The sequence below is a fragment of the Streptomyces sp. NPDC056373 genome (assembly GCF_042262425.1).
Lineage (GTDB): Bacteria > Actinomycetota > Actinomycetes > Streptomycetales > Streptomycetaceae > Streptomyces.
The window spans coordinates 1-25913 of sequence record NZ_JBHJPX010000012.1 but is presented as its reverse complement, the minus strand read 5'-3'; the positions used below and the strand labels follow the sequence as shown (position 1 = coordinate 25913).

The 25913-nt window shown below is 74.8% G+C and carries 26 protein-coding genes and 3 pseudogenes; 14 read left to right on the top strand and 15 right to left on the bottom strand.

Annotation, left to right across the window (positions count from 1 at the left end):
- Positions 1-49: 49 nt before the first annotated feature.
- Positions 50-202, bottom strand: a complete 153-nt coding sequence (locus ACFCXS_RS25285; protein WP_376645610.1) for a hypothetical protein — start codon at positions 200-202, stop codon at positions 50-52.
- A 128-nt stretch (positions 203-330) separates the two neighbouring features.
- On the opposite strand from ACFCXS_RS25285, the gene ACFCXS_RS25280 reads away from it, so the two are divergent.
- Positions 331-1674: a tetratricopeptide repeat protein gene (locus ACFCXS_RS25280; protein WP_376645609.1), complete on the top strand. Its 1344-nt coding sequence runs from the start codon at positions 331-333 to the stop codon at positions 1672-1674.
- A gap of 333 nt (positions 1675-2007) precedes the next feature.
- Complete coding sequence (locus ACFCXS_RS25275; RefSeq protein ID WP_376645608.1) at positions 2008-2799, top strand: GAF and ANTAR domain-containing protein; 792 nt, start codon at positions 2008-2010, stop codon at positions 2797-2799.
- Positions 2800-2836: 37 nt separating this feature from the next.
- Here ACFCXS_RS25275 and ACFCXS_RS25270 read toward each other — a convergent pair whose 3' ends face one another.
- Entirely contained in the window at positions 2837-3622 is a 786-nt protein-coding gene (locus tag ACFCXS_RS25270) for a hypothetical protein (protein ID WP_376645607.1), read from the bottom strand.
- Positions 3623-3932: 310 nt separating this feature from the next.
- On the opposite strand from ACFCXS_RS25270, the pseudogene thrS reads away from it, so the two are divergent.
- A pseudogene (thrS, locus tag ACFCXS_RS25265) lies at positions 3933-5225 on the top strand (threonine--tRNA ligase); the annotation flags it as partial.
- Positions 5226-5232: 7 nt separating this feature from the next.
- Here thrS and ACFCXS_RS25260 read toward each other — a convergent pair.
- Together ACFCXS_RS25260 and sigJ are read right to left on the bottom strand one after the other, a co-directional pair.
- On the bottom strand, positions 5233-5778 hold the full coding sequence (locus ACFCXS_RS25260; protein WP_376645606.1) for a pyridoxamine 5'-phosphate oxidase family protein: 546 nt from the start codon (positions 5776-5778) through the stop codon (positions 5233-5235).
- A 92-nt stretch (positions 5779-5870) separates the two neighbouring features.
- Positions 5871-6785, bottom strand: a complete 915-nt coding sequence (gene sigJ, locus ACFCXS_RS25255; RefSeq protein WP_376645605.1) for an RNA polymerase sigma factor SigJ — start codon at positions 6783-6785, stop codon at positions 5871-5873.
- Positions 6786-6944: 159 nt separating this feature from the next.
- Here sigJ and ACFCXS_RS25250 point away from each other — a divergent pair, with 159 nt between their 5' ends.
- Positions 6945-7484: a YceI family protein gene (locus tag ACFCXS_RS25250; protein ID WP_376645604.1), complete on the top strand. Its 540-nt coding sequence runs from the start codon at positions 6945-6947 to the stop codon at positions 7482-7484.
- Positions 7485-7674: 190 nt separating this feature from the next.
- On the top strand, positions 7675-8649 hold the full coding sequence (locus ACFCXS_RS25245; protein ID WP_376645603.1) for a nucleoside hydrolase: 975 nt from the start codon (positions 7675-7677) through the stop codon (positions 8647-8649).
- Between the two features lie 140 nt (positions 8650-8789).
- Here ACFCXS_RS25245 and ACFCXS_RS25240 read toward each other — a convergent pair whose 3' ends face one another.
- Positions 8790-9731: an LAETG motif-containing sortase-dependent surface protein gene (locus ACFCXS_RS25240; RefSeq protein WP_376645602.1), complete on the bottom strand. Its 942-nt coding sequence runs from the start codon at positions 9729-9731 to the stop codon at positions 8790-8792.
- Between the two features lie 314 nt (positions 9732-10045).
- Here ACFCXS_RS25240 and ACFCXS_RS25235 point away from each other — a divergent pair, with 314 nt between their 5' ends.
- Together ACFCXS_RS25235 and ACFCXS_RS25230 are read left to right on the top strand one after the other, a co-directional pair.
- Positions 10046-11707, top strand: coding sequence for an alpha-amylase family glycosyl hydrolase (locus ACFCXS_RS25235; RefSeq protein ID WP_376645601.1), 1662 nt, complete (start codon positions 10046-10048; stop codon positions 11705-11707).
- Positions 11708-11979: 272 nt separating this feature from the next.
- A complete protein-coding gene (locus ACFCXS_RS25230) occupies positions 11980-12708 on the top strand; it encodes an Ig-like domain-containing protein (RefSeq protein WP_376645600.1) in 729 nt (242 codons plus the stop codon).
- On the opposite strand, the gene ACFCXS_RS25225 is transcribed toward ACFCXS_RS25230, so the two are convergent.
- The 3 genes from ACFCXS_RS25225 to ACFCXS_RS25215 are packed head-to-tail and all read right to left on the bottom strand — an operon-like array spanning position 12702 to position 14028.
- Complete coding sequence (locus ACFCXS_RS25225; RefSeq protein WP_376645599.1) at positions 12702-13235, bottom strand: hypothetical protein; 534 nt, start codon at positions 13233-13235, stop codon at positions 12702-12704. The two genes, ACFCXS_RS25230 and ACFCXS_RS25225, sit on opposite strands and share 7 nt — an antisense overlap.
- The gene (locus ACFCXS_RS25220; protein WP_376645598.1) at positions 13232-13606 is read right to left on the bottom strand and encodes a DUF6479 family protein; all 375 of its coding nucleotides are present in this window, start codon (positions 13604-13606) and stop codon (positions 13232-13234) included. The genes ACFCXS_RS25225 and ACFCXS_RS25220 overlap by 4 nt, the downstream gene beginning before the upstream one ends.
- A gap of 59 nt (positions 13607-13665) precedes the next feature.
- Positions 13666-14028 carry a DUF1304 domain-containing protein gene (locus ACFCXS_RS25215; protein ID WP_376645597.1) on the bottom strand — a complete coding sequence of 121 codons (363 nt, stop codon included), beginning with the start codon at positions 14026-14028 and terminating at the stop codon, positions 13666-13668.
- 428 nt (positions 14029-14456) lie between these two features.
- Here ACFCXS_RS25215 and ACFCXS_RS25210 point away from each other — a divergent pair, with 428 nt between their 5' ends.
- The 3 genes from ACFCXS_RS25210 (at position 14457) to ACFCXS_RS25200 (ending at position 16200) form a co-directional block, all read left to right on the top strand.
- Complete coding sequence (locus ACFCXS_RS25210) at positions 14457-15008, top strand: tellurite resistance TerB family protein (protein WP_376645596.1); 552 nt, start codon at positions 14457-14459, stop codon at positions 15006-15008.
- Positions 15009-15158: 150 nt separating this feature from the next.
- Complete coding sequence (locus ACFCXS_RS25205; RefSeq protein WP_376645595.1) at positions 15159-15521, top strand: DUF952 domain-containing protein; 363 nt, start codon at positions 15159-15161, stop codon at positions 15519-15521.
- Between the two features lie 4 nt (positions 15522-15525).
- On the top strand, positions 15526-16200 hold the full coding sequence (locus tag ACFCXS_RS25200; protein WP_376645594.1) for a DUF4328 domain-containing protein: 675 nt from the start codon (positions 15526-15528) through the stop codon (positions 16198-16200).
- Here ACFCXS_RS25200 and ACFCXS_RS25195 read toward each other — a convergent pair.
- Positions 16194-17045 carry a putative RNA methyltransferase gene (locus tag ACFCXS_RS25195; RefSeq protein ID WP_376645593.1) on the bottom strand — a complete coding sequence of 284 codons (852 nt, stop codon included), beginning with the start codon at positions 17043-17045 and terminating at the stop codon, positions 16194-16196. The two genes, ACFCXS_RS25200 and ACFCXS_RS25195, sit on opposite strands and share 7 nt — an antisense overlap.
- Positions 17046-17358: 313 nt before the next feature.
- Between ACFCXS_RS25195 and ACFCXS_RS25190 the strand changes: the two genes are divergently transcribed.
- The gene (locus ACFCXS_RS25190; RefSeq protein ID WP_376645592.1) at positions 17359-18342 is read left to right on the top strand and encodes a cytochrome c oxidase assembly protein; all 984 of its coding nucleotides are present in this window, start codon (positions 17359-17361) and stop codon (positions 18340-18342) included.
- A 120-nt stretch (positions 18343-18462) separates the two neighbouring features.
- Here ACFCXS_RS25190 and ACFCXS_RS25185 read toward each other — a convergent pair whose 3' ends face one another.
- From ACFCXS_RS25185 to ACFCXS_RS25170, 4 genes are read right to left on the bottom strand one after another with little or no spacing between them, the layout of a single operon-like run.
- The gene (locus ACFCXS_RS25185) at positions 18463-18990 is read right to left on the bottom strand and encodes a hypothetical protein (RefSeq protein WP_376645591.1); all 528 of its coding nucleotides are present in this window, start codon (positions 18988-18990) and stop codon (positions 18463-18465) included.
- Positions 18974-19465 (bottom strand): RNA polymerase sigma factor, encoded by a 492-nt coding sequence (locus ACFCXS_RS25180; protein WP_376645590.1) that lies wholly within the window; start codon positions 19463-19465, stop codon positions 18974-18976. The genes ACFCXS_RS25185 and ACFCXS_RS25180 overlap by 17 nt, the downstream gene beginning before the upstream one ends.
- Positions 19462-20154: a class F sortase gene (locus ACFCXS_RS25175; RefSeq protein WP_376645589.1), complete on the bottom strand. Its 693-nt coding sequence runs from the start codon at positions 20152-20154 to the stop codon at positions 19462-19464. The genes ACFCXS_RS25180 and ACFCXS_RS25175 overlap by 4 nt, the downstream gene beginning before the upstream one ends.
- Complete coding sequence (locus ACFCXS_RS25170) at positions 20151-20558, bottom strand: sortase-dependent protein (protein WP_376645588.1); 408 nt, start codon at positions 20556-20558, stop codon at positions 20151-20153. Before ACFCXS_RS25170 ends, ACFCXS_RS25175 begins: the two co-directional genes overlap by 4 nt.
- Positions 20559-20782: 224 nt before the next feature.
- On the opposite strand from ACFCXS_RS25170, the gene ACFCXS_RS25165 reads away from it, so the two are divergent.
- From ACFCXS_RS25165 to ACFCXS_RS25155, 3 genes are all read left to right on the top strand, one after another.
- Positions 20783-22342 carry a hypothetical protein gene (locus ACFCXS_RS25165; RefSeq protein WP_376645587.1) on the top strand — a complete coding sequence of 520 codons (1560 nt, stop codon included), beginning with the start codon at positions 20783-20785 and terminating at the stop codon, positions 22340-22342.
- A gap of 92 nt (positions 22343-22434) precedes the next feature.
- Positions 22435-23676 (top strand): AAA family ATPase, encoded by a 1242-nt coding sequence (locus ACFCXS_RS25160; RefSeq protein ID WP_376645586.1) that lies wholly within the window; start codon positions 22435-22437, stop codon positions 23674-23676.
- Positions 23673-25115 (top strand): VWA-like domain-containing protein, encoded by a 1443-nt coding sequence (locus ACFCXS_RS25155; RefSeq protein ID WP_376645585.1) that lies wholly within the window; start codon positions 23673-23675, stop codon positions 25113-25115. The genes ACFCXS_RS25160 and ACFCXS_RS25155 overlap by 4 nt, the downstream gene beginning before the upstream one ends.
- A gap of 216 nt (positions 25116-25331) precedes the next feature.
- On the opposite strand, the pseudogene ACFCXS_RS25150 reads toward ACFCXS_RS25155, so the two are convergent.
- Together ACFCXS_RS25150 and ACFCXS_RS25145 are read right to left on the bottom strand one after the other, a co-directional pair.
- Positions 25332-25436 (bottom strand): annotated as a pseudogene (locus ACFCXS_RS25150) (amidohydrolase); the annotation flags it as partial.
- 9 nt (positions 25437-25445) lie between these two features.
- Positions 25446-25913, bottom strand: a pseudogene (locus tag ACFCXS_RS25145) (transposase); the annotation flags it as partial.

The following is a 25913-nucleotide window of genomic DNA, read 5'->3' as shown; positions in this document are numbered from 1 at the left end:
GGGTGAACAGGCACGTAAGACGCTGGTGTGAAGGGCTTTCCCGGCCACGTCAGCGGGGGTCGGCGGCGGCCTGCAGCCCCGGCCGTGGGGCCTCGGCTCTGGCCGGGCCCGCGTTCGCCGCGAGCAACAGCGTCGCCACCGCGACGAGCGCGGCGGTGAAGCCTCGGGCGTACCGCTCGGCGGTGCGTGTGCGTTCGAGCACGGCGACCTCGCAACAGGGGCGGTGACTACGGCGGCAACGTGTTAAGCAGGTTCGACAATCCCGCTTAACACTCCGTTTAACCTAGAGGCGGTTCCGGTCGAACGGCAAGGGCTGCAGGGGGAGTTGGCGTGGCGGAACGTGACGATCCGGGGACCATCGGGCGCCGGGTGCAGCGGTTGCGTGTGGAACGCGGACTGACGCAGCGGCAGTTGGCGGAACCCGTGTACACCCCGGCCTACATCTCCACCCTCGAGTCGGGCCGGGTGCGGCCTTCCGACGACGCCCTGCGGCATCTCGCGGAGCGGCTCGGCGTGGCCTTCGACGAGCTCGCCGGCGGGCGCTCGGCCCGGCTCGTCACCGGGCTGCGGCTGCGGCTCACCGAAGCCCAGCGCACCCTGGCCGACGGCGAGGCCGAGGCGGCCGCCGGGCAGTATGCCGAGCTCCTTACCGAGGCCGAGGCGCACGGCCTGACGGCCGAGCAGTCCGCCGCCCTGCTCGGACTCGGCGAGTGCGCCCTGGAGACCGGTGAACTCGTCGCCGGCCGGCAGCACTTCGAACGGGCCGAGAAGTGCCTGGCCGGCGCACCCCTGCCCGCCCGGGTCCCGGCCCTGCGCGGCCGGGCCGTCGCGCACTACCTCGCCGGTGAACTCCGGTACGCCGTCTACCTGCTGGAGACCACCCTCGACGAACTCAACCGCGGCGGCCTGCACGACCCCGACGCCCTGCTGCTGCTCTACGCCAGCGCCATCGGCCCGTACATGGACATGGGCGCGCACGCCCGCGCCGCCCAGGCCGCCGAGCTCGCCCTGGCCCTCGCCCCGCGCTCCGGCGACCCCGCCCTGGTCGCCCGCATGCACCGCTCCGTCGCCCGCACCCTGGTCGCCGAGGGCCGCCTCGCCGAGGCCGACGCCTCCCTGGCCAAGGCCGCCGAGCTGTACCGGGGCCTGCAGATCCGCACCGAGCTGGCCAACTGCCACTGGATGCGCGGCTACGTCTACGCCCAGGACGGCCGACTGGAACGCGCCGAGGAGGAGCTGCGGCAGGCCCTCGGCATGCTGTCGGCCCAGCGCGCCGCCCTCTACAGCAGCCAGGTCACCGTCGAGCTGGCCGACGTGCTCCACCGGCGGGGCCGGTCCGACGAGGCGGCGGCCCTGCTCTACGACGTCCTCGGGCACCTGTCCCCCGAGCGGGGCGCCGTCCATGCCGCCGCCGCGCACCGGCTGCTCGGCATCATCGCCGAGGACGCCCGCCGCACCGAGGACGCCGAGGAGCACTACGTCCGTGCCCTGAGCCTGCTGGAGCGGGCCGGCGCCGCGGGTGACCTGGCCGACCTGTGCCGGCTGCTGGGCGACCTGCTGCGCAGGACCGGGCGGGTGGAGGCCGCCCTGGACGCCTACCGGACCGGCCTCGGCCACCGCACCGCCCCCGGCACCACCACCCTCGGCCCCGCCCCCGCACAGCCTCCTTTGTGAGGCGGCCCTGCCAGGTGCCGCGCTGCTCGCCGCCCACGGGTGTTTTGCCCCACCCGCAACGGGTAGTCGGGGCACGGTTCCGAGAGGGCGCGGGGCACTGATCCGAGTGCGGGGCACTGATCCGAGTGCGGGGCACTGATCCGAGTGGGGCGCGGGCCCGGTGCGCGGCGGGCACCGGACAAGTCGGCCCGGCCGGTCGCCCGGCGGCCCCGGTGGCTCCGGTGGTCCCGGTGGTCCCGGCGGCTCCGCGGGGCGGTCGCACGCGGGTCGCGGCTGCCGTGGCCGTGGTCCGGAAGCACTCGACGGTGCAGGCCGCGGTGAGCGAAGGAGGCGGTGGCCGTGCGGCCCAGGGACGATCCCCGAGACGCTCCCGGCGGCGACCCGGGCCGTGGCCGCGCCGGGGCCGCCGGCCCGGACCCGGACGGGGCCCGGGCCGCCGACGCGATCGCCAGGGGCGTGCGGGGCGCCGAGCCGGGAGAGGTGCCGGGCCGGCTGTGCGAGGTGGCGGTGGAACTGCTGCCGGTGATCGGCGCGAGCGTGTCGCTGCGCAGCGAGGGCATGCCTGTGCAGCTGAGCGCGAGCAGCGCGCAGGCCGCGCACCTCGCGCAGATCCAGGCGACGCTGGGCGACGGCCCCTGCCAGAGCGCCCTGGCGGACGGCGCGCCCGTCCTCGCCTGCGATCTGACCACGGGCCGGGACGCCGGACGCTGGCCGGTCTTCGCCCAGCAGGCGACGGAGGCCGGGGTACGGGCGGTGTACGCGGTGCCGCTGGGCAGCGGCACGGTGTGCGTGGGCACGCTCGACCTGTACCGCGACCGCCCGGGCGGGCTCACCGACCGCCAGCTGCACGTGGCCCGGGTCGTGGCCGGTGTCATGACCGTGGCCCTGATGGCACTGCCGCACGGCGACGAGCCCGACACGCAGGACGGGGACGACTGGCTGAGCGGGCTGGCCACCGACCACGACGAGATCTACCAGGCCGTCGGCATGATCATGGCGCAGCTCGGCGTGGGCGCGGACGACGCGCTCGCGCGGCTGCGGGCGGACGCCTTCGCGCACGGGCGTACGGCCCTGGACGTGGCGCGGGACGTGATCGCCCACCGCACCCGCTTCGACCGGTACTGAACGCGACGGACCGCGGTGCCGCAGAAGGCGCGCGGCGTCAGATCTGTGCCCTGCCCTGTTTCCTGATCTCGGTCAGGCGCTGCGCCCCGAGTTGCGCGGTCTGCTGGGTGACCTGCGCGTACACCTCGTCCAGTCCGGCGTTGGTGAGGGTGATCGCCTCCTCGCCGACGCGCACGGCCGCGAGGTCCATGGTGAGGTACGTGAGCTCCCCCTCCTCCGTCTCGCCGGCCAGCAGGACCCGCAGGGCCTGCCGGGCGTCCCCCACCGGCGGCAGCGGCAGGTCACGGACCTCCACGCCCTGGACGAGGCCGCGGCTGGTCGCGGCCGTGAACTCGCCGCACCTGCCGGGCAGCGACCTCATCCAGTCCAGCGTGCGGTCCACGTCCGCCGGGGGGTGGGCGGCGACCCGGTAGCGCAACTGGGCGTCGGTGTCACTGTCGTCGAGCGCGGACGCCGCCTGCGGGCCCTTCGGGGTGCCGAAGGGTTCCTCCGTGTAGAGGACGTCCAGCAGCCGCTGGCAGTCCGGGTCCTGCGTGGTCGCCTTGAGCAGCCCGTCCCGCCAGGTCCGCGCGCCCCGGGACGGCGCCCACGGCTCCCCCAGATCGGCCTCGGTGACCAGTGCCGCCCGGGCCTGCGCCTCGGTGAGGGCGGCTCCGGAACCGGACGGCTGCTCGACGGCGTGGGACGCGCCGGAGGCGGACGCGGAGGCGGAGAACCACCGGGGCCGCGGCCCGTCGTCGACGGAGCAGCCGGCCGTGGCCAGCAGGGCGGTCACGGACAGCGTGGAGGCCAGGAGGGCACGGGTGGCCGTGGGGCGGGTCATCTGGGTGCCTCCTGCGGGGGCTCGCGGAGGCGCCTCGGGGCGGGGCCGCTCTCCAAGATCGGGTGCGTGCTCCTACGGCACCACCGCGACCGTCCGGCCACCAGCGATACGGGCCGTTGGGGTGAGCGGCCCCGGGCACCGGCGGTTCCCGCGGGCCACGGGCCGGCCCTCCCGAACCCCCTCCCGAAAACCCCTCGCCCCGCCTCCGGCGCCCCTGTTACGGTCGCGCCCATGCAGCGCGCCCAGTCGTATCCGTCCGCCACGACGACGCCGGAGAGTGTCCCGGCGCGCTGACAGCTGACCCAGATGTCCGAAGCCCCGGGGCGAGTGCCCCGGGGCTTCGTCACGTGGTGCTCGCCTCCCCGCCGCGAGGAGTCACACCATGCACGACCACCGCCGACTCGGCCGTGAACTGGACCTGTTCGACACCGACCCGCTGATGGGCGCGGGGCTGCCGTACTGGCTGCCCGACGGCGCGATCGTGCGGCACACCCTGGAGGAGTACGTCCGCGACGCCGAACGCCGGGCCGGCTACCGGCACGTGTACTCGCCCGTCCTCGGCAAACGCGAGCTGTACGAGATCTCCGGGCACTGGGACCACTACGGCGACGACATGTTCCCGCCGATGGACGTGGGCTCCGAGCAGGTCCTGCTGCGCCCCAGCCTGTGCCCCCACCACGCCCTGATCTACCGCTGCCGTTCCCACAGCTACCGCGAACTGCCCCTGCGCATGGCCGAGCTGGGCGGCATGTACCGCTCGGAGCTGTCCGGCGTCCTCGGCGGACTGACCCGGGTGCGGGCCATCACCCTCAACGACGCGCACATCTTCTGCACCCTGGAGCAGGCCGTCCAGGAGGCCCGGGCCGCGCTGGAGCTGATCGGCCGCGCCTACGCCGACCTGGGGATCCGGGCGGCCCGGTACCGGCTGTCCCTGCCCGGTGAGGGCGGCAAGTACGTGGCCGACCCGGAGCTGTGGCGGCGTGCCACCGCCCTGCTGAGGGAGGTCCTGGACGGCTCCGGCATCCCGTACGAGGCGGCCGAGGGCGAGGCGGCCTTCTACGGCCCCAAGATCGACGTGCAGATCACCGACCCGGCCGGCCGGGAGGCCACCCTGTCCACCGTGCAGATCGACTTCCACCAGCCCGAACGCTTCGACCTGCACTACATCGGCCCCGACGGGGCGAAGCACCGCCCGGTCATGGTGCACCGCAGCGTCATCGGCAGCGTGGAGCGCGCCGTCGCCCACCTCGTCGAGGAGCACGGCGGGGCCTTCCCGCCGTGGCTGGCGCCGGTGCAACTGGCCGTCCTGCCGGTCGGGGAGGAGCAGTTCGAGGCCGCGGACGCCCTGGTCGCACGCGCCCGGGAGCTCGGTCTGCGCGCCGAGGTCACCGGGCCCGGGCAGGGCACCCTGGCCGCCCGGATCCGCGCGGCCCGGCTGGTGCCCTACCAGGCGGTGATCGGCGGGCGGGAGGCCGCCGCCGGCCTCGTGGCGGCGCGTCTGCGCGACGGCCGCCGGCTCGACGCGCTCCCCGCCGCCGAGCTGCTGCGGCGGATCGGCGAGCGCGTCGCGGCCCGCGGCGGCGAGCTGTGGGACCAGCCGTAGGACGGGCTCAGAACGTCCACCGTGTGTGGCTGTAGACCCCGTTGTCGCGGCCGAAGCCGTAGGCCGTGTCCGGAGCGAGGGCGAACACCACGACCGCACCGCTGCGGAACCCGTCGCCGATGCCGTGGAACGTGCCCTCGGGGGAGGTGATGTGCGGCCCGTACTTCGTCTCGTACGCCGTGATCACCTCCTCCAGCAGGGCCCGGTCGCCGACCGGCCGGGCCGTGCCCTCGACCACGAGGTCGAGCCCGTCGGTGAGGGAGTTCGCCCCGGTCGTCAGCGCGCAGTGCGCGTCGTGTGCGAGGTTCTTCGCCTTCTGTTCCCCGCGGCCGGTGGAGAAGTACAGCACCCCCTCGTGCCAGGCGGCGATGCAGGGCGTGACGTGCAGCCGGCCGTCGGGCCGCACGGTGGACACCCAGAAGATCTCGGCGGTCTCCAGCCGTCCCTGTGCCTCGGCCCATGCGGTGGCGGTGACCTCCGAGGCACCCGGGCGCGGATTGAGGGCGGAGCTGTAGCGGGCGTCGAGTTCGGTCGTCGGCTGCTGTGCGCGCATGGCGGGACTCCTTCGTCGTCTCCTGCCTGTAACGACCGGCCGACGGCTCCGAAATCATCGGCGCGTCCGTTCGTGTGGCCGGGCGGCACCGGTCAGTCCGCCGTCCAGGGCCGGAGCTTGCGGGGATTGAGCACGGCCCAGACGTGCCGGATCCGGTCGTCCGCGATGTCGAACGCCAGCACCGACACGGTCACCGCGTCCTTCCGTGCCACGAGGCCGGGCTGGCCGTTGACCGGGCACTCCAGAAGCTCGATGCCGGGCACCGCGCGGGCGCGTTCGGCGAAGAAGCGGGCGACCGGCTCGGCGCCCTCGACCGGGTGGACGGCGGCCGGCACGAGCCCGCCGCCGTCGCCGGTCGCGGTCGCGTCGGGGGCCAGCACGCCGATCAGCCCGTCGATGTCCTGGGCCTCCCACGCCCGCCGGAACGCCCTGACCACGTCCGCGCGCCGGGCCTCGGGCGTCGTCGCGGGAGATCGCCGCGCGCGGATGCGGCGGCGGGCCGACGAGGCCAGCTGGCGGCAGGCGGCCGGGGTGCGGCCGACGATCTCTGCCACATCGGCGAAGGGGTAGCGGAAGACGTCGTGCAGGACGAACGCGACGCGTTCGGCGGGGGTCATCGACTCGAGCACGACGAGGAAGGCCATCGTGACCGACTCGTCGAGGGTGACCCGGTCCGCGGGGTCGGCCGGGGTGCCGCCACCGACCCACTCCGCACGGCCCGGCAGCGGTTCCGGGACCCATGGGCCGACGTACCGCTCCCGCCGGGCCCGGGCCGAGCCGAGCAGGTCCAGGCAGATCCGGCCGGCGACGGTCGTCAGCCAGCCGCCGGGGGAGGTGACGGCGTCCCGCTGCTCCTGGGGCAGCGTGTACCAGCGGGCGTAGGTCTCCTGCACGACGTCCTCGGCCTCGGCCAGCGAGCCGAGCAGCCGGTACGAGAGATTGATCAGCTGCCGCCGCTCACGCGTGATCGCGTCCAGGTCGTCGGCCGGTTCGGGCGGGAGGCTCATGGTGTGTCCCTCGGTCGCAGGTGTCCTCACCCCTCCGACGAAGCAGCGCGCCGGAAGGTGAGGCCGACGCGGCACCTCACATTCCGCGGGGCTGCGCCGTCGTACTGCCGAGACCGACGCCGGGGGACCACACCCCCCCTTTTTCCTTCAGGAGTGATCATGACCACGGCGACCGCACTCGGCGAACTGACCGGCGAGTACGTCCTCGACCCCGCCCGCACGCGCATCGGCTTCACCGCCCGGGCCGCGGTGGTGGGCAAGGTGCGTGGACGGTTCGAGGCGTTCGAGGGCAGCGCGCGGCTGGACGGGGGCAGCCCGGCGCGGTCCGCGGTCCGGCTCACGATCCGGGCGGCGAGCGTCCAGACCCGCAACGCCAAGCGCGACGAGCATCTGCGCAGCGGCGACTTCCTGGCCGCGGACGCCCACCCGGCCCTGACCTTCACCTCGACCCGCGTGCGGCAGACCGGCGCGGCGCGCTTCGAGGTCACCGGCGATCTGACCGTACGCGGCGTGACCGGGCAGGTCACCGTGGACATGGAACTGACCGAGGCCGGCCCCGACCCGCAGGGCACCTTCCGGGCCGTCTTCACGGGCCGGACGGTCGTCGACCGTCACGACTGGGGCGTGCGCGGGGCCCGCGGGCTGGTCGGCCGGGCGGTGACGCTGGAGTTCGACGTCACGGCGGTACGTCGCTCCTGACACGGGCGCGGCGGGAACCCGGAGCGGGCCGCCGCCCGGGCCGTGAGGCCGCTGCCACGGGAACCCGAACAGGCCGTCGAGCGGGCCGTGAGGTCGCCCGTCACACGGGAGCCCGGAACGGGCCGTCGCCCAGGCCGTATGGTCGCTGCCACGGGGCTTGCCCGCGAAGCCACTGGAAGGAGTCCCCGCCGTGACGGACGGCCAGCGCATCCCGGTGATCATCGACTGTGACACCGGCGTCGACGACGCCCTCGCCCTGCTGTTCGCCGTACGGCACCCCGCGCTCGACGTGCGGGCGATCACCTGTGTGGCCGGGAACACGGACGTGGACGGCGTCGTACGCAACACCCTGACCGTGCTGGAGCAGGCCGGCGCCCCCGACATCCCGGTCGCCCGGGGCGCCGAACGGCCGCTGATCGAGGCTCCCCGCTCGGCGCAGCACGTGCACGGGCACGACGGCATGGGCGACCTGGGCCTGCCGGAGCCGGCCCGCAGGCCCGCCGACGTCGACGCGGTGACCCTGCTGCGGCGCGAGATCCTCGCCGCCCCGCGCCCGGTCACCCTCATCCCCATGGCCCCCCTCACCAACATCGCGCTGCTGCTGCGCACGCATCCGGAGGTGGTCCGGGGCATCGAGCGGATCGTCTTCATGGGCGGCGCGGCGGCCGTCGGCAACGCCACCCCGGTCGCGGAGTTCAACGTCTGGCACGACCCGGAGGCGGCCGCGATCCTGCTCACCGCCGGGGTGCCGATCACGATGTACGGGCTGGACGTGTTCACGCGGGTCGTGGTGCCGGCGGCGGAGGTGCGCAGGCTGCGTGGGAGCGGCGAGCCCGGGGCGCGGCTGGCCGGACAGCTGCTCGCCCATCGCCCGGCCCATCCGGACAGCCGCCCCGACGACCCCGCGGAGACGGCCGGTGGTCTCGGTGACGCGGGTGCGGTGTGCGCGGTCGCCGACCCGGAGGGCCTGACGACCCGCCGCCTGCCGGTGGACGTGTCCCTCGCGCCCGGACCGACGCGCGGCATGACGATCGTGGACCGCCGCCCCCGGCCGGGCGAGTCGGAACTCCACGAGGGCACGCGCGAACAGCCGCTGGTCGACGTCGGGTTGGACGTGGACGTGGACCGCTACGTGAAGCTGTACCTGGCGACCGTCGAGGCCTGAGGGCGCGAGGCCTGAGGGCGCGAGGTCTGAGGACGCTTGGCATGACGAGGCGTGGCATGACAACGCCCCAGGCATGACGAAGCCCGAGGTGCCGTCGCCGCCGGACGGCGGCACCCCGGGCGTCTGTCCGGTCTCGCGTGTTACGCGCCGCGCTTGGCCGCCGCGCGGCGACGGGTCACGACGACGAGGGCCGCGCCGCCCGCCAGCAGGGCCGCCGCACCGAGGGCGATCGGGCCGGTGCTGCTGTCGGCGCCGGTCTCGGCGAGGTCACCGCCACCGCCGTTCGGCTTGGGCGCGACGGGCGTCGACTCGGACGCACTCGGGGTCGGCGTGTCCGTCTCGGAGGAAGGCGGCGTCGAGGACTCGGCCGGCTCGGACGGGGACGCCGGAGGCGTGCTCGCCTCGGCCGGCTCGGAGGGGCTCGCGGGCGGCGTGGAGGCGGGCGGCTCGGTCTGCGACGGCGGCGGGGTGGTGGTGCAGTCCTTCGTGCCGCCGTTCCAGGCCGCGATCAGCTTGTCCTTGATGACCGGGCGGTCCGGGCCCTTGGGCAGCTCGCCGTGCTCGAAGCCGTCCTTCGCGTCCAGCTTGCCGTCGAACTTCACCGCGCCCCGGTAGAGGTCGATCTGCCCGAAGCAGCCCTTGTCCGGGATGGCGATGTCGAGCGTGTCGGTACCGCCCTGCTTGACCGTCACCGAGTCGAAGTCGACGAACACCTGCTCGCCGGAGGTCGCGAAGGTCGCGCCGTGGGCGAGGTAGGAGGCGAGGGAGGCCGTGCAGCCGGCCGCGTCACCGGCGGCGCGGACCGTGATGTGGATCTTGCCGTCCTCGGTCGGCTTCAGGTTCTGGTCGTCGACCTTGACCGAGTCGTAGAAGTTGGTGCCGTCGAGCGAGAACTGGCAGCGATCGGTCCCGGTCTCCGTGCCCGCGCCCGTACCGGGCTTGTAGCTGCCGCCGGACGACCAGCCGTCTCCGCCGGGCGCGCCGTGCGCGAACGCGGTCGTGGCGGAGGCGGCGCAGAGGACGAGGGCGGCGGCGCTCGTCCCCAGGAGGCGTCGCGCGGTGACACGTCTCGCTATGGACATGCGTATCCCATTTCTTGGCGTGTGCCGAACCCGGGTGGCGGCATGCGGGCAGCGCGCGGCGCGCGGCTGCCGTGCCGCACCGGGGAGTGAGTGGTCTGAGAAACACTGGGCCCATAGGTCACATGTGCCTCAGTGGCCCCATGGTGGCGGCGCCGCAGCACACTGTCAACCTGCGATTTTGCAAAGGAAGTTGCGTCGCCCTCACAGATTCGTCACACCAGGAATGGATCACTCCGATCGACACGATGGTTCCTTTTTCCGGCATTCTGGACAGATTCAATGCTGTCGCCCGTATGCCCGGAGAAGGAGACCGCGTGACCGATCGCTCGACCCTCGACCTGTCGTCCCGGGACCCCGACTGGTGGCGCCAGGCCGTCGTCTACCAGATCTACCCCCGCAGCTTCGCCGACGCCGACGGCGACGGACTCGGTGACCTGCGCGGCATCACCCGCCGTCTCGGCCACCTCGCCGCCCTGGGCGTGGACGCGCTGTGGCTGAGCCCCTTCTACCCGTCCGAGCTCGCCGACGGCGGCTACGACGTCGCCGATCCCCGGGGCGTCGATCCGCGCCTGGGCACCCTCGACGACTTCGACGCCCTGGTCGCCGAGGCCCACCGCCTCGGCCTGAAGGTCATCGTCGACATCGTGCCCAACCACTCCTCGCACCGGCACGCCTGGTTCCAGGAGGCCCTGGACGCGGGGCCCGGCTCGGCCGCCCGCGACCGCTACGTCTTCCGGGACGGCCGCGGCGAGCGCGGTGAGCTCCCGCCCACCGACTGGCAGTCCGTCTTCGGCGGCAGCGCGTGGAAGCGGGTGCCCGACGGCCAGTGGTACCTGCACCTGTTCGCCCCCGAGCAGCCCGACCTCAACTGGGAGAACCAGGAGATCCGCGCCGACCACCGCACCACCCTGCGCTTCTGGGCGGACCGCGGGGTCGACGGATTCCGCGTCGACGTCGCCCACGCCCTCGTCAAGGACCTGAGCGAACCGCTGCGCGACCTCGGCGCCCCCGAGCTGAGCGGCGAGGAGGCACTCACCGCGATGCCGCCCGGCACCCACCCCTTCTACGACCGCGACGACGTGCACGAGATCTACCGCGACTGGCGCAAGATCCTCGACGCCTACCGCCCGCCCCGCATGGCCGTCGCCGAGGCGTGGGTGCCCGGCGCCCGGCGTGCGCTGTACGCCCGCCCGGACGAGCTGGGCCAGGCCTTCAACTTCGAGTACCTGCAAGCCCGATGGGACGCGCAGGAGCTGAAGCAGGTCATCACCGAGTCGCTCGCCACCGCCCGGGCGGCGGGCGCCTCGGCCACCTGGGTGCTGTCCAACCACGACGTCGTACGCCACGCCTCCCGTCTGACGCTGCCGCCCGGCACCGACCTCAACGCCTGGCTCCTGGCCGGCGGCCACGCCCCGGCCGTCGACGAGGCGGCCGGGCTGCGCCGGGCCCGGGCGGCCACGCTGCTGATGCTGGCGCTGCCCGGCTCGGCCTACGTCTACCAGGGTGAGGAACTCGGCCTGCCCGAGGTCGCCGACCTGCCCACCGAGGTGCTCCAGGACCCGATCTGGGAGCAGACGGGGCATGTCCGCAAGGGCCGTGACGGTTGCCGGGTGCCGTTGCCGTGGACGACGACCGGTCCGTCGTACGGATTCGGGCCCGGCGGTGCCTGGCTGCCGCAGCCGGCCGGCTTCGCCGCGTACGCCGTGGAGGCACAGGACGGGGTCGAGGGCTCCACCCTGGAGCTGTACCGCACGGCCCTCAGGCTGCGTCGCAAACTCCTCGACGGGGAGGAGCTGACCTGGGCGGACGACGTCCCGCAGGGTGTGCTGCGGTTCGACCGCTGCGAGGGGTGGCGCTGTGTTGCGAACCTGTCCGGCGCGGCGGTCGAGATGCCGGCGGGTGAGGTGCTGTTGAGCAGTGCGGACCTGGAGGACGGGTGGCTCGGGCCGGACACGACGGTGTGGCTGGGGCGGTGAGGGTTTGGCCGTGAGGCCGTGAGGCCGTGAGGCCGTGAGGCCGTGAGGTCGTGAGGCCGTAGTGCCGTAGGGCTTCAGGGCATGGCGCCGCAGGGCCGTGGGGCGTCGTTCGGCTGCGGCGCCGTCGTGGCCGGTCGCGCAGTTCCCCGCGTGCCTGAGGGGCGCGGGGACTCGCGTGGCTCAGTACTGCGTGCCCTGGGAGGGGGTGCCGGGGAGCATGGGCGGCGAAGTGTCTTCCGGAGGCCATGCACGGACAGGGAGTCCCGCCCGCGATGAACAGGTACAGCAGGTCAGCAGCCGTGGCGGGGGCCCTGGTCGCGGGAGCGCTCGTCTGTCCCGCCGCGCCCGCGACGGCCCGGGACGGCGGGCTGTGGGGTGCCGCGACCATCGCACCCGGACGGGAGGGCATCGTCGAGGTCGTGGGCGTCGGCGAGGTCTTCGAGGGGGCGGTGCTGAAGCTGACCGCGCCCCGGGGTACGAGGGTGACCGGCACGCCGCTCGACGCCTCCGGATACCGAGGCTCGGTCGCCGCCGGCGGGCGCAGCGCGACCTACACCGTGACCGGCGCCGCGGCCCGGGGGGACCGGGTGTTCCCCTTCGTGCTGGCCGTGCCCGCGGACGCCGTTCCGGGCACCCGACTGCGGGACTGCTCCCTGCGGTTCGCCGACGCGCGGGGCGTGCCGCGGGCCGTCGGGCGGTGTGCCGTGACCGTGGGTCTGGCCGGGCCGGTCCTGAGACGCCCGCTGTCCGGCGTACCGTTGTCCGCCCGGCCGAAGATCTCCGGCACCGCTCACCCGGGCGCCGCGGTCACCGTCCGCGACAAGGACGACCGGGAGGTCTGCTCGACGACGGCGGCCCCCGACGGCACCTGGGCGTGCACCCCGGGTTCGGCCTTCCCGGCCGGTGCCGACCGGCTGCAGGCGGTCGCCGCCCTGAACGGGGTGAGTGCGATGAGCGAGCAGGTGGACATCGTGGTCGCCCCGGCCGACGAGGATCAGTAGCGGACCGCCCGGGCGACCTCGGTCCGGACCTCACCGGACAGATCGTGGGTGCTGCGGGCGGTGGCCGTGGCGGCGTGGCCCGCCTGCACGTGGTCCACCGTGACGATGACCGTGTCGACCGTCTGCCCCGAGGCGTCGCGGAAGTCGACCTGGACGGCGAAGGAGCGGGTCGAGTCGTCGGTGTTGCGGGCGGTGACCTCCGTGCGGACCCGGCCGTCGGAGCCGGTGACGGGCGGACCGGTCTTCACGTCGGCCTTGACGTCGATGCCGCCCTGGATGTCGTCGAGCCGCCGCTGGGCCTCGGCCGTGGCGGACTCGACCGCCTCGGAGGCCTCCGAGGCGATCGACCCCACGGCGGACTCCGCCTTGCTCGCGGTGTCCGAGGGGGTGTCGTTGCCGCTGCAGCCCGCGAGCACGCCGGACAGGCCCAGTACCAGGGCCGCCCCGCCCGTCGCCCAGCGCGTGCGGTGGCGGGCGGACGTGCCGCCTGTCCGGTGGCCGCCGGCCGCCGGGCCTCGCGGCGTCATGTGCGTCCGAGTCCGCCGCCGCCGAACGACCCGCTGGATCCGGGCGACCAGCGGCGCGGTTTCTGGTCCTTGCCGGTCCTGGTGCTCGCAGGGTGGAGCTCATGGGGCATGAGCCGCTGACCGTCGCGTGTCACGACCGGCACGTCGTCGGGCTCCCGCATCTCCCGGGTCTCGCGGACCGGCCCGCCCTCCGGGACGTGCGGCTGCTCGTCCGGAGCGGGGTGATGGGTGTCCTTGTCCATGACCTGCATCCCGACCCGCACGGCCCAGATCAGCGCGCAGGCCACGATCAGCCCGCCCACGAAGGCGATGGTCACGGCGACCGCGTGATCTGACGACGCCGCCAGTTCTGCATACGTAGCCGTAGTCATGCCCCAAGTATCACCGACGGAATGCTATAAAGCGCCCGGAATGTCCCCCGGCCTGCCGCTCAGTGCGCCAGCAGCACCAGGGCCAGGGCGACCAGCGCCGGGACGGTCTGCACGAACAGGATCTTCCGGCTGGAGGTCGCGGCGCCGTAGAGCCCGGCGACCGCCACGCACACCAGGAAGAACACCGAGACCTGGAAGCCCACCGGGTCGGACGCCACCGCGCCCCACACCAGACCGGCGGCGAGGAAACCGTTGTAGAGGCCCTGGTTGGCCGCCAGGGCCTTGGTCCCCTCGGCGAACTCGGCACTGGTGCCGAAGGCCGCCCGGGCCCTCGGCGTGGTCCACAGGAACATTTCCAGCACCAGGATGTAGGCGTGGAGCGCGGCAAGGGCCAGCACCGCGAGCGTGGCGACGGTCGACATGCGCTCATCATCACAGGCTCGCCCGGCCCGTCCTCCTTCGGCCCTCCCGGGAGGCGGCACGGGGCGCCGGGTGGCAGATTACGGCCAGAGGCCGGGTCCGGCCGTCGCGTCCCCGCGTGTGCCGCTCGGGAGCCGGACCCGGCCTTCCCCGCTGACCCGGGCCGGTGACGCGCACGCCCCCGCCCTGCCGCTTCCTGTGCGCTCACGCGACGGCGCCTGGCGCGGCGGGATCGCGACGGGGCCTGACGCGGCGGGGTCGCGACGAGGCCCCGGCACCAGGCCATCGTGACGGCCCGCACCCGGTCACCGGGTGCGGGCCGTCGCCGTTTCGTCTTTGCGGAACCTTTGCCCGTGGGCCGGGCGTTGGACGGATGTGCGCGCGTGAGCAGGTGCGCCAGGTGATGCCGACTAGTACCGAGGTGACGTCAATGGCAGTGTGGGACCGGCTCAAGGACCAGGCCAAGGCTCTCCAGCAGGGTCAGGGCGCGCGGGGCGCGACGACCGGTGGGCACGGCGGTGGGACGAGGTCCGGCGGTGGCGGCAAGGCCCAGCTGGTCGGCCTGCTGAAGACGCAGCTCGGTTCGCTGAAGAACGAGTTGAAGAGCGGCGCGTACCGGGACGCGAGCATGGCGATGTGCGCCCTGGTCGCGGCGGCCGACGGGCATGTGGACCCGGCCGAGCGCCGGCAGGTCGAGTCCATGATCCTCAGCAACGACGTGCTGCAGAACTTCCCGCCGGAGCAGCTGCGGCAGCGGTTCAACAAGCACGTGGACCAGCTCACCGCCAACTTCCAGCTCGGCAAGCCGGAGGTGATGCAGGAGATCGCCAAGGCCGCCAAGAAGCCCACCGAGGCCCGGGCCGTGATCCAGACGGGCATCGTCATCGCCGGTTCGGACGGCGACTTCTCCCAGGCCGAGCAGATGGTCCTGCGCGAGGCCTGCGCGACGCTGGGGGTGTCCCCGGCGGAGTTCCAGCTCTGATCGGCGAGCGGGGGCGGGGCTCGGGTCCGCTGTGACGGGAGCACGCCCCGCCCGCCGCGGCGCCCCGGGGACTCCTCGGCGGAGCACGGCCCCGCCCCGCTGCGGCGCTCGGGGACTCCTCGGGCTGCCCGCGCCGTCTATAACGGGGCCATGATCTATCACGTCGTACCGCGCACCGTCTGGACCACCGACACCGGCGGGACGTACGCGCCGGCCTCCCTCGCCGAGGAGGGCTTCGTGCACTGCTCCCCGGACGAGGCGACCACGCTGGCCGTCGTCAACGCCTTCTACCGGGACGCGCCCGGGCCCCTGCTGGTGCTCGCCCTCGACGAGGCGCGGCTCACCGCCAGGGTCGAGTGGGAGGCGGCGGCCCCCGCCCCGCCGCCCGGCGTCGGCGGTGACGTCCTGTTCCCGCACGTCTTCGGCCCCCTCGACCGGGACGCCGTCGACCACGTCCTGGAGGTGCGGTTCGACGGGCAGGGCCGGGCCGTGGAGTTGCGTACGGCAGGATGACGGGGTGATCGAACAGAAGTCCGTCCCCGTCGGCCCTCCGCCCGGCCTGCGCCCCGTCCGTGGAGCGGCCCGCTGCGCCGTCGTGGCCCTCGGACTCGCCGGAGTCGCCTGGGTGGCCCGCGCGGTGTGGGAGATCCGGCTCGCCGTCGCGGGCGAGCCTGCGTCCGGCCCGCCCGACCAGGGCGGCGGGGTGCACCGTCCGCTGAACTCCCTGGAGGACTCCTACCACCTGGTCACCTCCGTGGGCGGCGCGGTCACGGCCGTCTGCGCGATCGTGTTCCTGTTCTGGCTGGACCATGTGCGGGACAACGCCAAGGCCCTCTCGGGCGTGGCCCCGCGCTACGTCCACATCTGGCTCTGGGTGGGCTGGATCGTGCCCGTCATGAACCTGTGGATACCCCGGGGTGTCGTCGCGGACGTCCACCGTTCGGTCTTCCCCGAGCGGCGGCTGCCGGCCGTCGTGAACTGGTGGTGGGGCCTGTGGCTGCTCGGTCTGGCCGGTGGCGTGGGGATCGTCTACGGCGACGACACCGACGAGATCATCGCCCGTGCCTACGACGGCGTTCTGCCCCTGCTCGCCGCCGACCTGGTGATCGTGGCCGCGGCCGGGGCGGCGGCCCTCATGGTCCACACGCTCACGACGGCACAGCAGGAGCACATCGCGGCCCAGGGCTACTGAGGGGCCCGCAGCGGCCGGAACACCGACACGGCGAACGAGGCCGTCACCGGCACCGGCGTCCCCAACCGGTCGATACGTTCCCCCAGTTGTGCGGCGGTGAGGTGATGCGCCGTCGGGCTCATGGCCACCAGGCCGGTGACGTCCTCGGCCGTGAGCCCCATGGTGTACTCCAACGGCTCGGTGCGATCGAGCCGGAAGCGGGCGTCCAAGGACCGGCGCAGGCGCTCCTCCTTCCTCGGGTCGACGGCCAGCAATCCGACGGGCTCGCGTAGTTCACGCAGGTGACGGCCGGTGGGCGTGACGACGAGCAGCGCGCCGTCCGGGCCGAGGACACGGTGGAACTCGGGCCCGTTGCGGGGTGCGAAGACGTTGAGTACGAGGTCGGCGCCGCCGGTGCGCACCGGCCACGGCTGCCACACGTCCCAGCGGGCGGCCTCGGCACGGGCGTGCGCGCGGGCCGCCGCGCGCAGGGCGGGCACGGAGCTGTCCAGCCCCAGACCCAGCGCGCCCGGGAGGGCGTCCAGGACCGCGGCGAGGTAGTGGCCGGTGCCCGCCCCGGCGTCCAGCACCGTGGCGTCGGGCGGGGCCAGTTCCGAGGCGAGCGCCGCGAGGGTGCGGGCGAGCGGGCCGTAGTGCCCGGCGCCCAGGAACGCGGCGCGGCTGCGGACCATGTCGGGCGAGTCGGCGCTCGGGGCCCGCCGGTTGCCGGTCAGCAGGCTGACGTATCCGTGGCGGGCGATGTCGAAGGTGTGCCGGTCCGCGCACCGCAGGGCACCGTCGGTGTGTTCGAGGGCGGCGGGGCACAGCGGGCAGGTGAGAACGGACAGAAGACGTTCGGAAGGCAAGGGATGCTCCTCGGAACGCGGTGGCCGCGGTGGGGCGGCGCATCGCGTGCGGGCTGCGGACGGTGGGGCGTCGGCGCCCGCCGGCCGGCTGCCGTGGACCGGCAGCAGGGGGGCGGGCACACCGAGGACGGCGGCGTGACCGATTCACGTCGCCGTCCACACCGCGGCGTCAGAGGAAGCAGTGCGGCAGAGCGTTGCATGCAAGTGCCATACGGCCAGGCTACCCGCGGCACGCGCACGTCATGACGGGCCGCCGCGCGGGCTCGCCCACCCTGCCGCCGGCCCCCTGAACTTCGGCGGCTATCGTCCGCCCGTGAGCGAACTGTCGGCTGTGTACCTGCCGGAAGCGACCCCCGGGCGACTGCTGGGGTCGTGGCAGCCGGACGTGCCCGCCCTGCTGCTCGTCGCCGTGCTGGGCGGGCTCTACGGCTGGGGCGTCGTCCGGGTGCGCGGGCGGGGCGGGGCCTGGCCGCCCGCGCGGCTCGCCGCGTTCGTGCTGCTCGGCCTCGGCACGATCGTCGTGGCCACGATGTCCGGCCTGGCCGTCTACGACCGAGAGCTGTTCTGGCCGGCCGCCGTGCAGAACGTCGGACTCGACCTGCTCGCGCCGCTGGGTCTCGCCCTGGGCGACCCGCTGCGGCTCGCGGTGGAGGCGCTGCCGGAGGGCGGCGCGAACCGGCTGCGCCGGGCGCTGACCGGCCGGCTGCTCAGGCTGCTGACGTTCCCCCTCGTCAGCACGGCGCTGGTGCTCGCCACCGAACTCACCCTCTACTTCACTCCGTACTTCGCCACCGCGCTGCGCGTGGGCTGGCTGCACGAGCTGATGTACCTCCATCTGCTGGCGGCCGGCTGCCTGTTCGTCCTGCCGGTGCTGTCCCGTGAGCAGGCTCTGCCCGCCTGGTGCACCCACCCCGTCCGGGCGGGCCTGGTCTTCCTGGACGGGGTCGTCGACGCGGTGCCGGGACTGGTGGTCATGACGCACGGCACCCTGATCGCGGGTGCCTGGTACCTGCACCACGCGCCGCCCTGGTCCCCCGACGTGCTCCATGACCAGCAGCTCGGCGGTGGCGCCATGCTGGGCATCGCCGAACTGGTCGCGGTCCCCTTCCTGCTGGCGGTCCTCGCACAGTGGGTGCGGGCCGAGCGCGCCCGGACGGCCGTGCTGGACCGGCGCCTCGACGCAGAGCTCGTGCCCACGGCTGTCGCGGAGGGACCTGCCGAACTGGTCCGGCCCTGGTGGGAGACCGAAGCGGGCGAGGTGGCGGAGCGGATGCGACGGCAGGGCCGGGGCGACTGACCCGGTCCTGCCCCTGCGTGTGCGCTTGCCGGTGCCGGGTGGCTGGTCCGGGTCCTGCGTGTGCGCTTGCCGGTGCCGGGTGGCTGGTCCGGGCTCTGCGTGTGCGCTTGCCGGTGCCGGTCAGCGGTTGTCCGACACCGTCTCCCGGTCGGTGCCGGGCCGGGCCACCGACGGGACGGGGCGTATCGAGGTGGGGGTGGCCGACGGGGTGCGGCGGGAAGGCTCCACCCGGCCGGTCGGCTCCTCGGGGGCGGGGGTGCCGGGCCTGGTCGTGCGGGGGTCACCGGTGCTGGAGGGCGAGGGCCGGGAGCGGGAAGCGGGCGGGGACGGCAGGGGGGTCGCAGACGCCGAGTCGGTGGGCGGTGCGGGCCTCGTGGTGGGCGGGGCCATCGGGATCGTCGGGGTCGGGGGGTGCTCGGGCGCGGTGTGGCGCAGAGGGAGCGCGATGAGGGCCGCCGCGACGCAGCACAGGCCCGCCCCGGCCGCGCCGCGCAGCAGGCGGCGACGGGTCGCGCGGCGGCGGATCGCCTCGTACTGGCCGGGGGGAGCACCCAGGTAGTCGGGGGAGGAGGGGCGCAGGATCACGGCGAGCGGGTCGTCGGGGGCGTACTCCGGCTCACCCGGGTCGCCGTCAAGGCGTGTGGTCAAGGCTTCTCCTCAGGTGGACGCGGAGCAGTTCCCGGGCCGCGTGCAGATCGGCCTTGACGGTGCCTTCCTTGCGCCCGGTCAGTGCGGACACCTCCCGGATCGGCATGTCAGCGTAGTAGTGGAGGAGGATCGGGACGCGCAGTCGTTCCGGCAGCGACTGCACGAGCAGCCGCACGGACGGGTCGGCCTGCTCGTCGGGCGGGCGTACGGCGGCTTCCGAGGTGACGCGGTGCAGGGCCCGGCGCTCACGCTCCAGCTTGCGCCAGTGGTCCCGGACCAGATTGGCCGCGGTGACGTAGAGGAACCCGCGCGGCTCCGCCACGGACGTCCAGCGGGCCCAGAGCCGGGTGAACGCCTCCGAGGCGATCTCGTGGGCCGTTCCGTCGTCGTCGACGAGCCGGCGGCACCAGCCGGCCAGGCGCGGGTAGAGGGCGGCGAACAGCTCGGACGCCGCCTTCTCGCTGGACCGTTTCAACGCTCTCCAGAGGTGGGGGAGTTCGCGCCGCTCAGCGCCGCGAACACGATCACGTTGTCCGCGTAGCCGTCGCCGGTCCGCGCCCCGCCGCAGGTGATCAGCCGCAGCTCGGGGCGGCCCACGTTCCCGTAGACGTCGTCCGCCGGGAAGTCGGTTTTCGGGACGGTCCGCACGGCCGTGACGGCGAACTCCGCCGTCGTGCCGTTCTCCAGGCGCGCCTCGATCCGGTCGCCCCGGTGCAGCCGGGCGAGGTGACGGAAGACGCCGTCACCGTACGGGCCGACCGTGACATGGCCGAGGAGTACCGACGGGCCCTTCTCGCCGGGGGTCGGCGAGTGCCGGTACCAGCCCGCCCGGTCGTGGTCGGTGACCGGCGGCACCTGTACCGTGCCGTCGGCCGCCAGGCCCAGCCGGACGACCGGGGTGTCGACGCCGATGACCGGGATCAGGAGCCGGACCGGGACCGAACGGGCCAGGGGGCGTGCCCCGTCGGCGGGGACCGGCCGGGCGGTGGACCCCGACCGGCGCGCGGTGGTGCCGGCGCCGGGGCCCGTGTCGGCACGGGCAGTTCCGTCACCGGTGGTGCCGGCGTCGGCGGTTCCGTGGCCGGTGGTTCCCTGGCCCCCGCACGCCGTCAGCAGGGACGCCAGCACCCCGGCCGTGAACGCGCGCCTGGAGAACGGGCTCACGCCCCGGTCGCCCGGCGGCGTCGCACGACGAAGACGGTGCCGCCGCCCAGGGCGAGCACCGCGGCGGCGCCCGCGCCGAGCGCCGTGCCGCCCGTCCCCGAGTCCTGGGACGCCGTCACACCGGTGTCGGGCGCGCCGCTCGGCCGGACGGAGACCTGGCTGCCGGCGGGCGCGCGGGTGGGTTCGCCCTTGCCGGGTGCGCGGGTGGGTTCGCTCTCGCCCGGGGCCCGGGTCGGCTCGGGCGCCCTGGTCGGTTCGGCGCTCTCCGCCGGCCGGGGGGTGGTGGGCGAGGCGGCCGACGGGACCGGGCTCGGGGTCGTCGACCCGTCCGCGAACGCGGGCCCCGTGCCCAGCAGTACGGCGGTGCCCGCGAGGGCCAGGGCGCTGAGGACAGTTCGGCGCATGGAATCGCACTCCTTCGTCGTCCGCCCGACGGTCGGCGGGCTGGGTGACAGATCGTGCGGAGAGACGAGGCGGCGGCCCTGCGGGTTGTAAAGAGATGGCAAAGTCGCCGAGGTGGCTCCGAAATACTCGGCTGCGCGCGGGAGCCGGGGCCGCTAGCATCCGACGCGATGACGACTCACTCCCTGAACAGATTGGGGGACCCGTCCGCGCAAGGTGAGTGCTGATGCTCACCGACCTCGCGAACGGGGACCTCCCGCTTTCCGCCCGGCCGCCTTTCTCCCGGCCGCCCTCCTTCTGGCCGCGCGTGCGCGAGTTCGCCGTGCCGCCCTCCATGATCGAGACCGCGACAGCGCGCCGCCGTACCGGTGACTGGGCCGGTGCCTGCGCCGCCGCGAACATCGACGTCGACCTCCAGCCCCGTCTCCTCGCGCGGCGCCACGGCCGGGAGTTCGCCGCCCAGCTGCGCGCCGACCTCCGCCACCTCGCCCCCGACCTGCTGCGCTGGCACATGCCCAGGATCGCCCCCGACGGGCTCCTGCGGCCGGGCCTGACCCTCACCCTGGCCCGGTACGACACGGGCGCGCACGCGCTGCACCTCGTGGTGCGGACGCCCCCTGCCTGGGCGGACGCCGGGCAGCGGATCAGCCTCGCCCTGTGGGACGCCTCCCGCAGGCACGAGACCGACCGGCGGCATCCGCACCCCCGGCCCAGCCGGCGCTTCCGGCTCGACCTGCACCGCCACCTGTGGGACGTGCGCCGGGCCCGTGACCTGCGGGCCCGCTCCGGTGCGGACGGCCCCGGCCCGCAAATCGCCGGACCGCCGCCTGACGGGCCGCTGCGTGCCGGGCTCTTGGCTGACGGGCCGCCGCCTGACGGGCTCTGGCCCGACGGGCCGCCGCCTGACGGGCCCTTGGCTGACGGGCCGCTGCGTGCCGCGTCGCTTCCTGACGGGCCGCTGCCTGCCGGTTCCGTGTTCGCCGGGTCGCCTCCTGAGGGGCCGCTGCCCGCAGGGCCTCTGCCCGACGGGAGGCGGTGTGCCGTCGACCGGTGGGTGGCCGAGGCAGCGATCCTGCTGCGGGCCGATGGCCGGTCCGGTGGCAGGGTCGGCGTACGGCTCGGGGCGAGGCACCGCGTCGTCCTCGACCTGTCCGACGGCGGTGAGCAGACCGCCCTGTCGTACGCGCGCGCCCCCGACTCCTCGCTGCCCGTGCTGCCCGACGCGGCGACCTGGGTGCTGCCCGACCTCGAACTGCTGAGGGCCGGGGCGATCGACGCGGAGCGCCTGCATCCGCTGGTCGCCTCGGCGTTGGGGGCGCAGTGGTCCGGAACCTCCCGGGTGCCGGGGCGGGCCGGTGATCCACGGGTGGTGGAATGCCGGGGCGCCCGGCACCGGATCGGCCTGGTGGACGGCGTCCTGGCCGCCCTCGACCACGATCCGGCCGAGGTGCGGCGGGAGGAACTGCTCGCCGCCTTCGGCGGTCCGCCGCTGCCCTGTCTGCGGGCCGTCGACGAGGCCCACCGCCGGCCCGACTGCCTTCCCGGCGTTCGTGAACGCCTCGACCACGGCGACATCGCCGGGGCGCTCGCCGCGGTCGAGAGCCTGCTCGGCCCCGAGGCGGTGCTGCGCGACGGCCCGCTGCGGGACGTGCTGGAGACGGCCGCGCGCCGGCGCATCGCCCACGGGCTGTTCCGGGCCGGACTGGAGGGCCCCTCGCCCGGCAGCTTGCGCCCCTGGGACGTTCGCCGCTCCCGCGACGACGGCCCGCACCCACGCCACATGTGACACGGCCCTGACCCGACCGGGGTCGACTGCCCTGCCCGAGAACGCTTTTCGCTCCACCGAGACGGCCCACCACCGGCAACTGGTGATCACACATGCGTACTCACACCCCGTCCCTGCCCGACACCGCCGACCAGCTCGACGTGGCCGGCGACCTGCTGGCCCTGCTGCGGCACACCACGACCGAACCCCGCCCCGACACCCGACTGGAGGCCCTCACCCTGGCCGTGGCCGCCGACCTGCCCGTGCTGCTGTGGGGCGAGCCGGGCATCGGCAAGACCGCGGCCCTGACCCAGCTCGCCACGGCCCTGGACCTGCCGCTGACGACGGTCATCGCCAGCGTGCACGAGCCGTCCGACTTCTCGGGCCTGCCGATCGTCGGCGACGACCCCGCCGAGCAGGGCGTGCCGCTGGCACCGCCGGACTGGGCCGTACGCCTCGTGCGGGCCGGGCGGGGGCTGCTGTTCCTCGACGAACTGTCCACCGCCCCGCCCGCCGTGCAGGCCGCCCTGCTCCGGCTCGTGCTGGAGCGGCGGATCGGCGCGCTGCGCCTGCCGCCGGGCGTACGGATCGTGGCCGCCGCCAACCCGCGCTCCTCGGCCGCCGACGGCTGGGAACTGAGCCCGCCGCTCGCCAACCGCTTCGTCCACCTGCAGTGGACGCACGACACCGACGTCGTCGTCCGCGGCCTCGGCGGGACCTGGCCGCGGGCGACCCTGCCCCGGCTCGACCCGGGGAAGCTGCCGGAGGCCGTGGAGTTCGCCCGTCGCGCGGTGTGCGGGCTGCTGGCCGCCCGTCCCGCACTCGCGCACCGGCTGCCCAGCGGCGAGGTGCGCCGGGGCGGGCCCTGGCCGTCCCCGCGCAGCTGGGAGATGACGCTGCATCTGATCGCCTTCGCGACCGCGGCCGGCTCCTCCCGTGACGTCCTCTCCCTGCTGGTCAGGGGCACGGTCGGGGACGGGCCGGGGCTGGAACTGCTGGCGAGCCTGGACCGGATGGACCTCCCGGACCCCGAGACGCTGCTGGCCGACCCGGCCGGCGCGGTGCTGCCCGAACGCGGCGACCTGCGGCAGGCCGCGCTGGACGGGGTCGTGGCGGCGGTGCGCAACCGCGCGGAGCGGGCCCGCTGGGACGCCGCCTGGGCGCTCCTGGTCAGGGCCCTGGAGACCGGCCCCCCGGACGTGGTGGTCGTGCCCGCGACCACGCTCGCGGCCCTGCGCCGCGACGACTGGGACGTCCCGGCGTCGATCGAGCGCCTGGCCGGAGTGGTGACCCTGTCCCGGCGGGCGGACCGCACCACGGCGGCGGTCGCCGCGGCGGCCAAGGCGGGCCGATGAGGGTGAACAGCGGCGGGCGCGGCTCGGGCGAGGGCGGGCAGGCGACGGCGTCCGTGCCCGAGGCCGCCCCCGCGTCGGTGCCCGGGGCCGCCCCCGCGTCCGTGCCCGGGGTTGCCTCCGCGTCGGTGCCCGGGGCTGTCTCCGCGTCGGTGCCCGGGGCCGCCCGTGAGCCCGCGCCCGGGGCCGCCCGCGAGAGCACCTGCGAGCCCGAGTCCGGAACCCTCGACCGGGACAAGCTGTTCACGGCCCGGCTGCACGCCGCCCGTGTTCGTCCCTACCTCGCGACCGCCCTCTTCGCCCTGCACGTCGTCCCCTCGCGGCGGGTGCCCACCATGGGCGTCGACCGGTACTGGCGGTGCTACGTGTCGCCGGGGTTCGTGGACCGCACGCCCGTCGAGGAGCTGGCGGGCGTGTGGGTGCACGAGGTGTCGCACCTGCTGCGCGACCACCACGGGCGCAGCGACCGGGTCGCCAGGGAGCGCGGCCTGCACGGCCCGGGGGATCGGCTGCGGATGAACATCGCCGCGGACTTCGAGATCAACGACGACGTCTACGGCGACGGCCTGGCCCGCCCCGAGGACGTCGTCGAGCCGGGCGATCTCGGCCTGCCCGAGGGCGAGTTGATGGAGGAGTACCTCCGGCAGTTCACCCTCGGCCCGCGGTCGCAGGACCTGGCCTGGCTGGACTGCGGCAGCGGCGCCGACGGTCTGGACCGGGAGTGGGAACTGGGCCCGGACGGGGCGCACGGCCTGAGCGAGCACGAGCAGGACGCGGTCCGCTTCCGGGTCGCGCAGGGCATCACCGGCCGCCCGGGCAAGGCCCCCCACGGCTGGCGGCGCTGGGCGGAGGAGGCCTTCCACCCGCCGCAGCCGTGGCAGGAACTGCTGGGCGCGGCGGTCCGCTCGGCGACGACCGGCCCCGGCGCGGGCGAGGACTACACCTACGGCCGCCCCGCCCGGCGTTCCACCGCCCTGCCCGGCACGGTCCTGCCGAGCCTGCGCCGCCGCCCGCCCCGGGTGTGCGTCGTCATCGACACCTCCGGCTCGGTCAGCGACGCCGAACTGGGCAGCGCGCTCCTGGAGGTCGCAGCGATCGCCCGGGCCGTGGGCGGCCGTCGCGACCTGGTCACGGTGGTGTCCTGCGACGCCTCGGCCGGCATCGCCCGCCGCCTGTGCCGTGAGGAGGGCATCCCGCTCACGGGCGGCGGCGGCACGGACCTGCGGGCGGGCTTCACCCGCGCCCTGCGCAGCCGGCCGTCCCCCGATGTCGTCGTGGTTCTCACCGACGGCCAGACCCCCTGGCCGGACACCCGGCCCCCGTGCCGCACGGTGGTGGGCCTGTTCCCGCGCCGGTACGGGGGTGACGCCTACGACGAGTCCAACCCCGAGTACGTCCCGGACTCGCCCCCCGAGTGGGCCCGGGTGGTGGACATCGGCTGACCGGGCCGTCGGGGAGGACGTAGCGCAGGGCGACACCGCTCTTGTAGGCGCGGGCCTGCACGCCGAACCGGATGCCGGTGGCCCGCTCCGCGCGGCCCGGCCCGGCGTCCACGGGACCGGCGTCCACCGGGCCCGCGGCGGCGTACACGGGACGGGCGGCGGCGAGGCCCGTCGCGGCCAGGGTCCCCGGAATGCCGCTATGGCCCGCTCCGGGGCTCACAGGCCGAAGAGCTCCGCCGCGTTGTCGTGGCACACCGCCCGCAGCCACTCGTCCCCGAGGCCCAGCCGCTCCAGTGAGTCGAGTTGGTGCAGGTACGGATAGCTTGATCTTTAACCTGTGCGGCGGGGGCGGGGAGTGGTCGACTTCTTGTTCCGGGACGTGGTAGCCCTCGTTTTGCGGGGTGTGTGGACGTCGTGGCGTGGGGTGGGCCGGGTGTTCTTTCGGCCGGGAGGTCGTCCAGGTCCGGGGCGGGTGGATTTCGGTGCCCGGGCCGGGCAGAGGACCGTGGGGCGGATGTGCCGAAAGTCGCGGCGGACACGTGCCGGGGTCAGCCTGTCTGAGGCAACGGGCCTCTCCCATGGGCGACGCCGGTCGGCTGCGAGTGGCCGGGCCAGCCGCAGTTGGGTGTAAGCCGCGAGGATCAGCCAGGTCCAGCGGTCGGCCGCCTCGGGGGTGCGGATCTTCGGGCAGGTCCAGCCGAGCGTCTGCTTGAACAGGCGGAAGGTGTGCTCGATGTCGAAGCGACGCAGGTATGCCTGCCAGAGTCGGTCGGCGTCCGCTTCGGTGGCGCCGGTGCC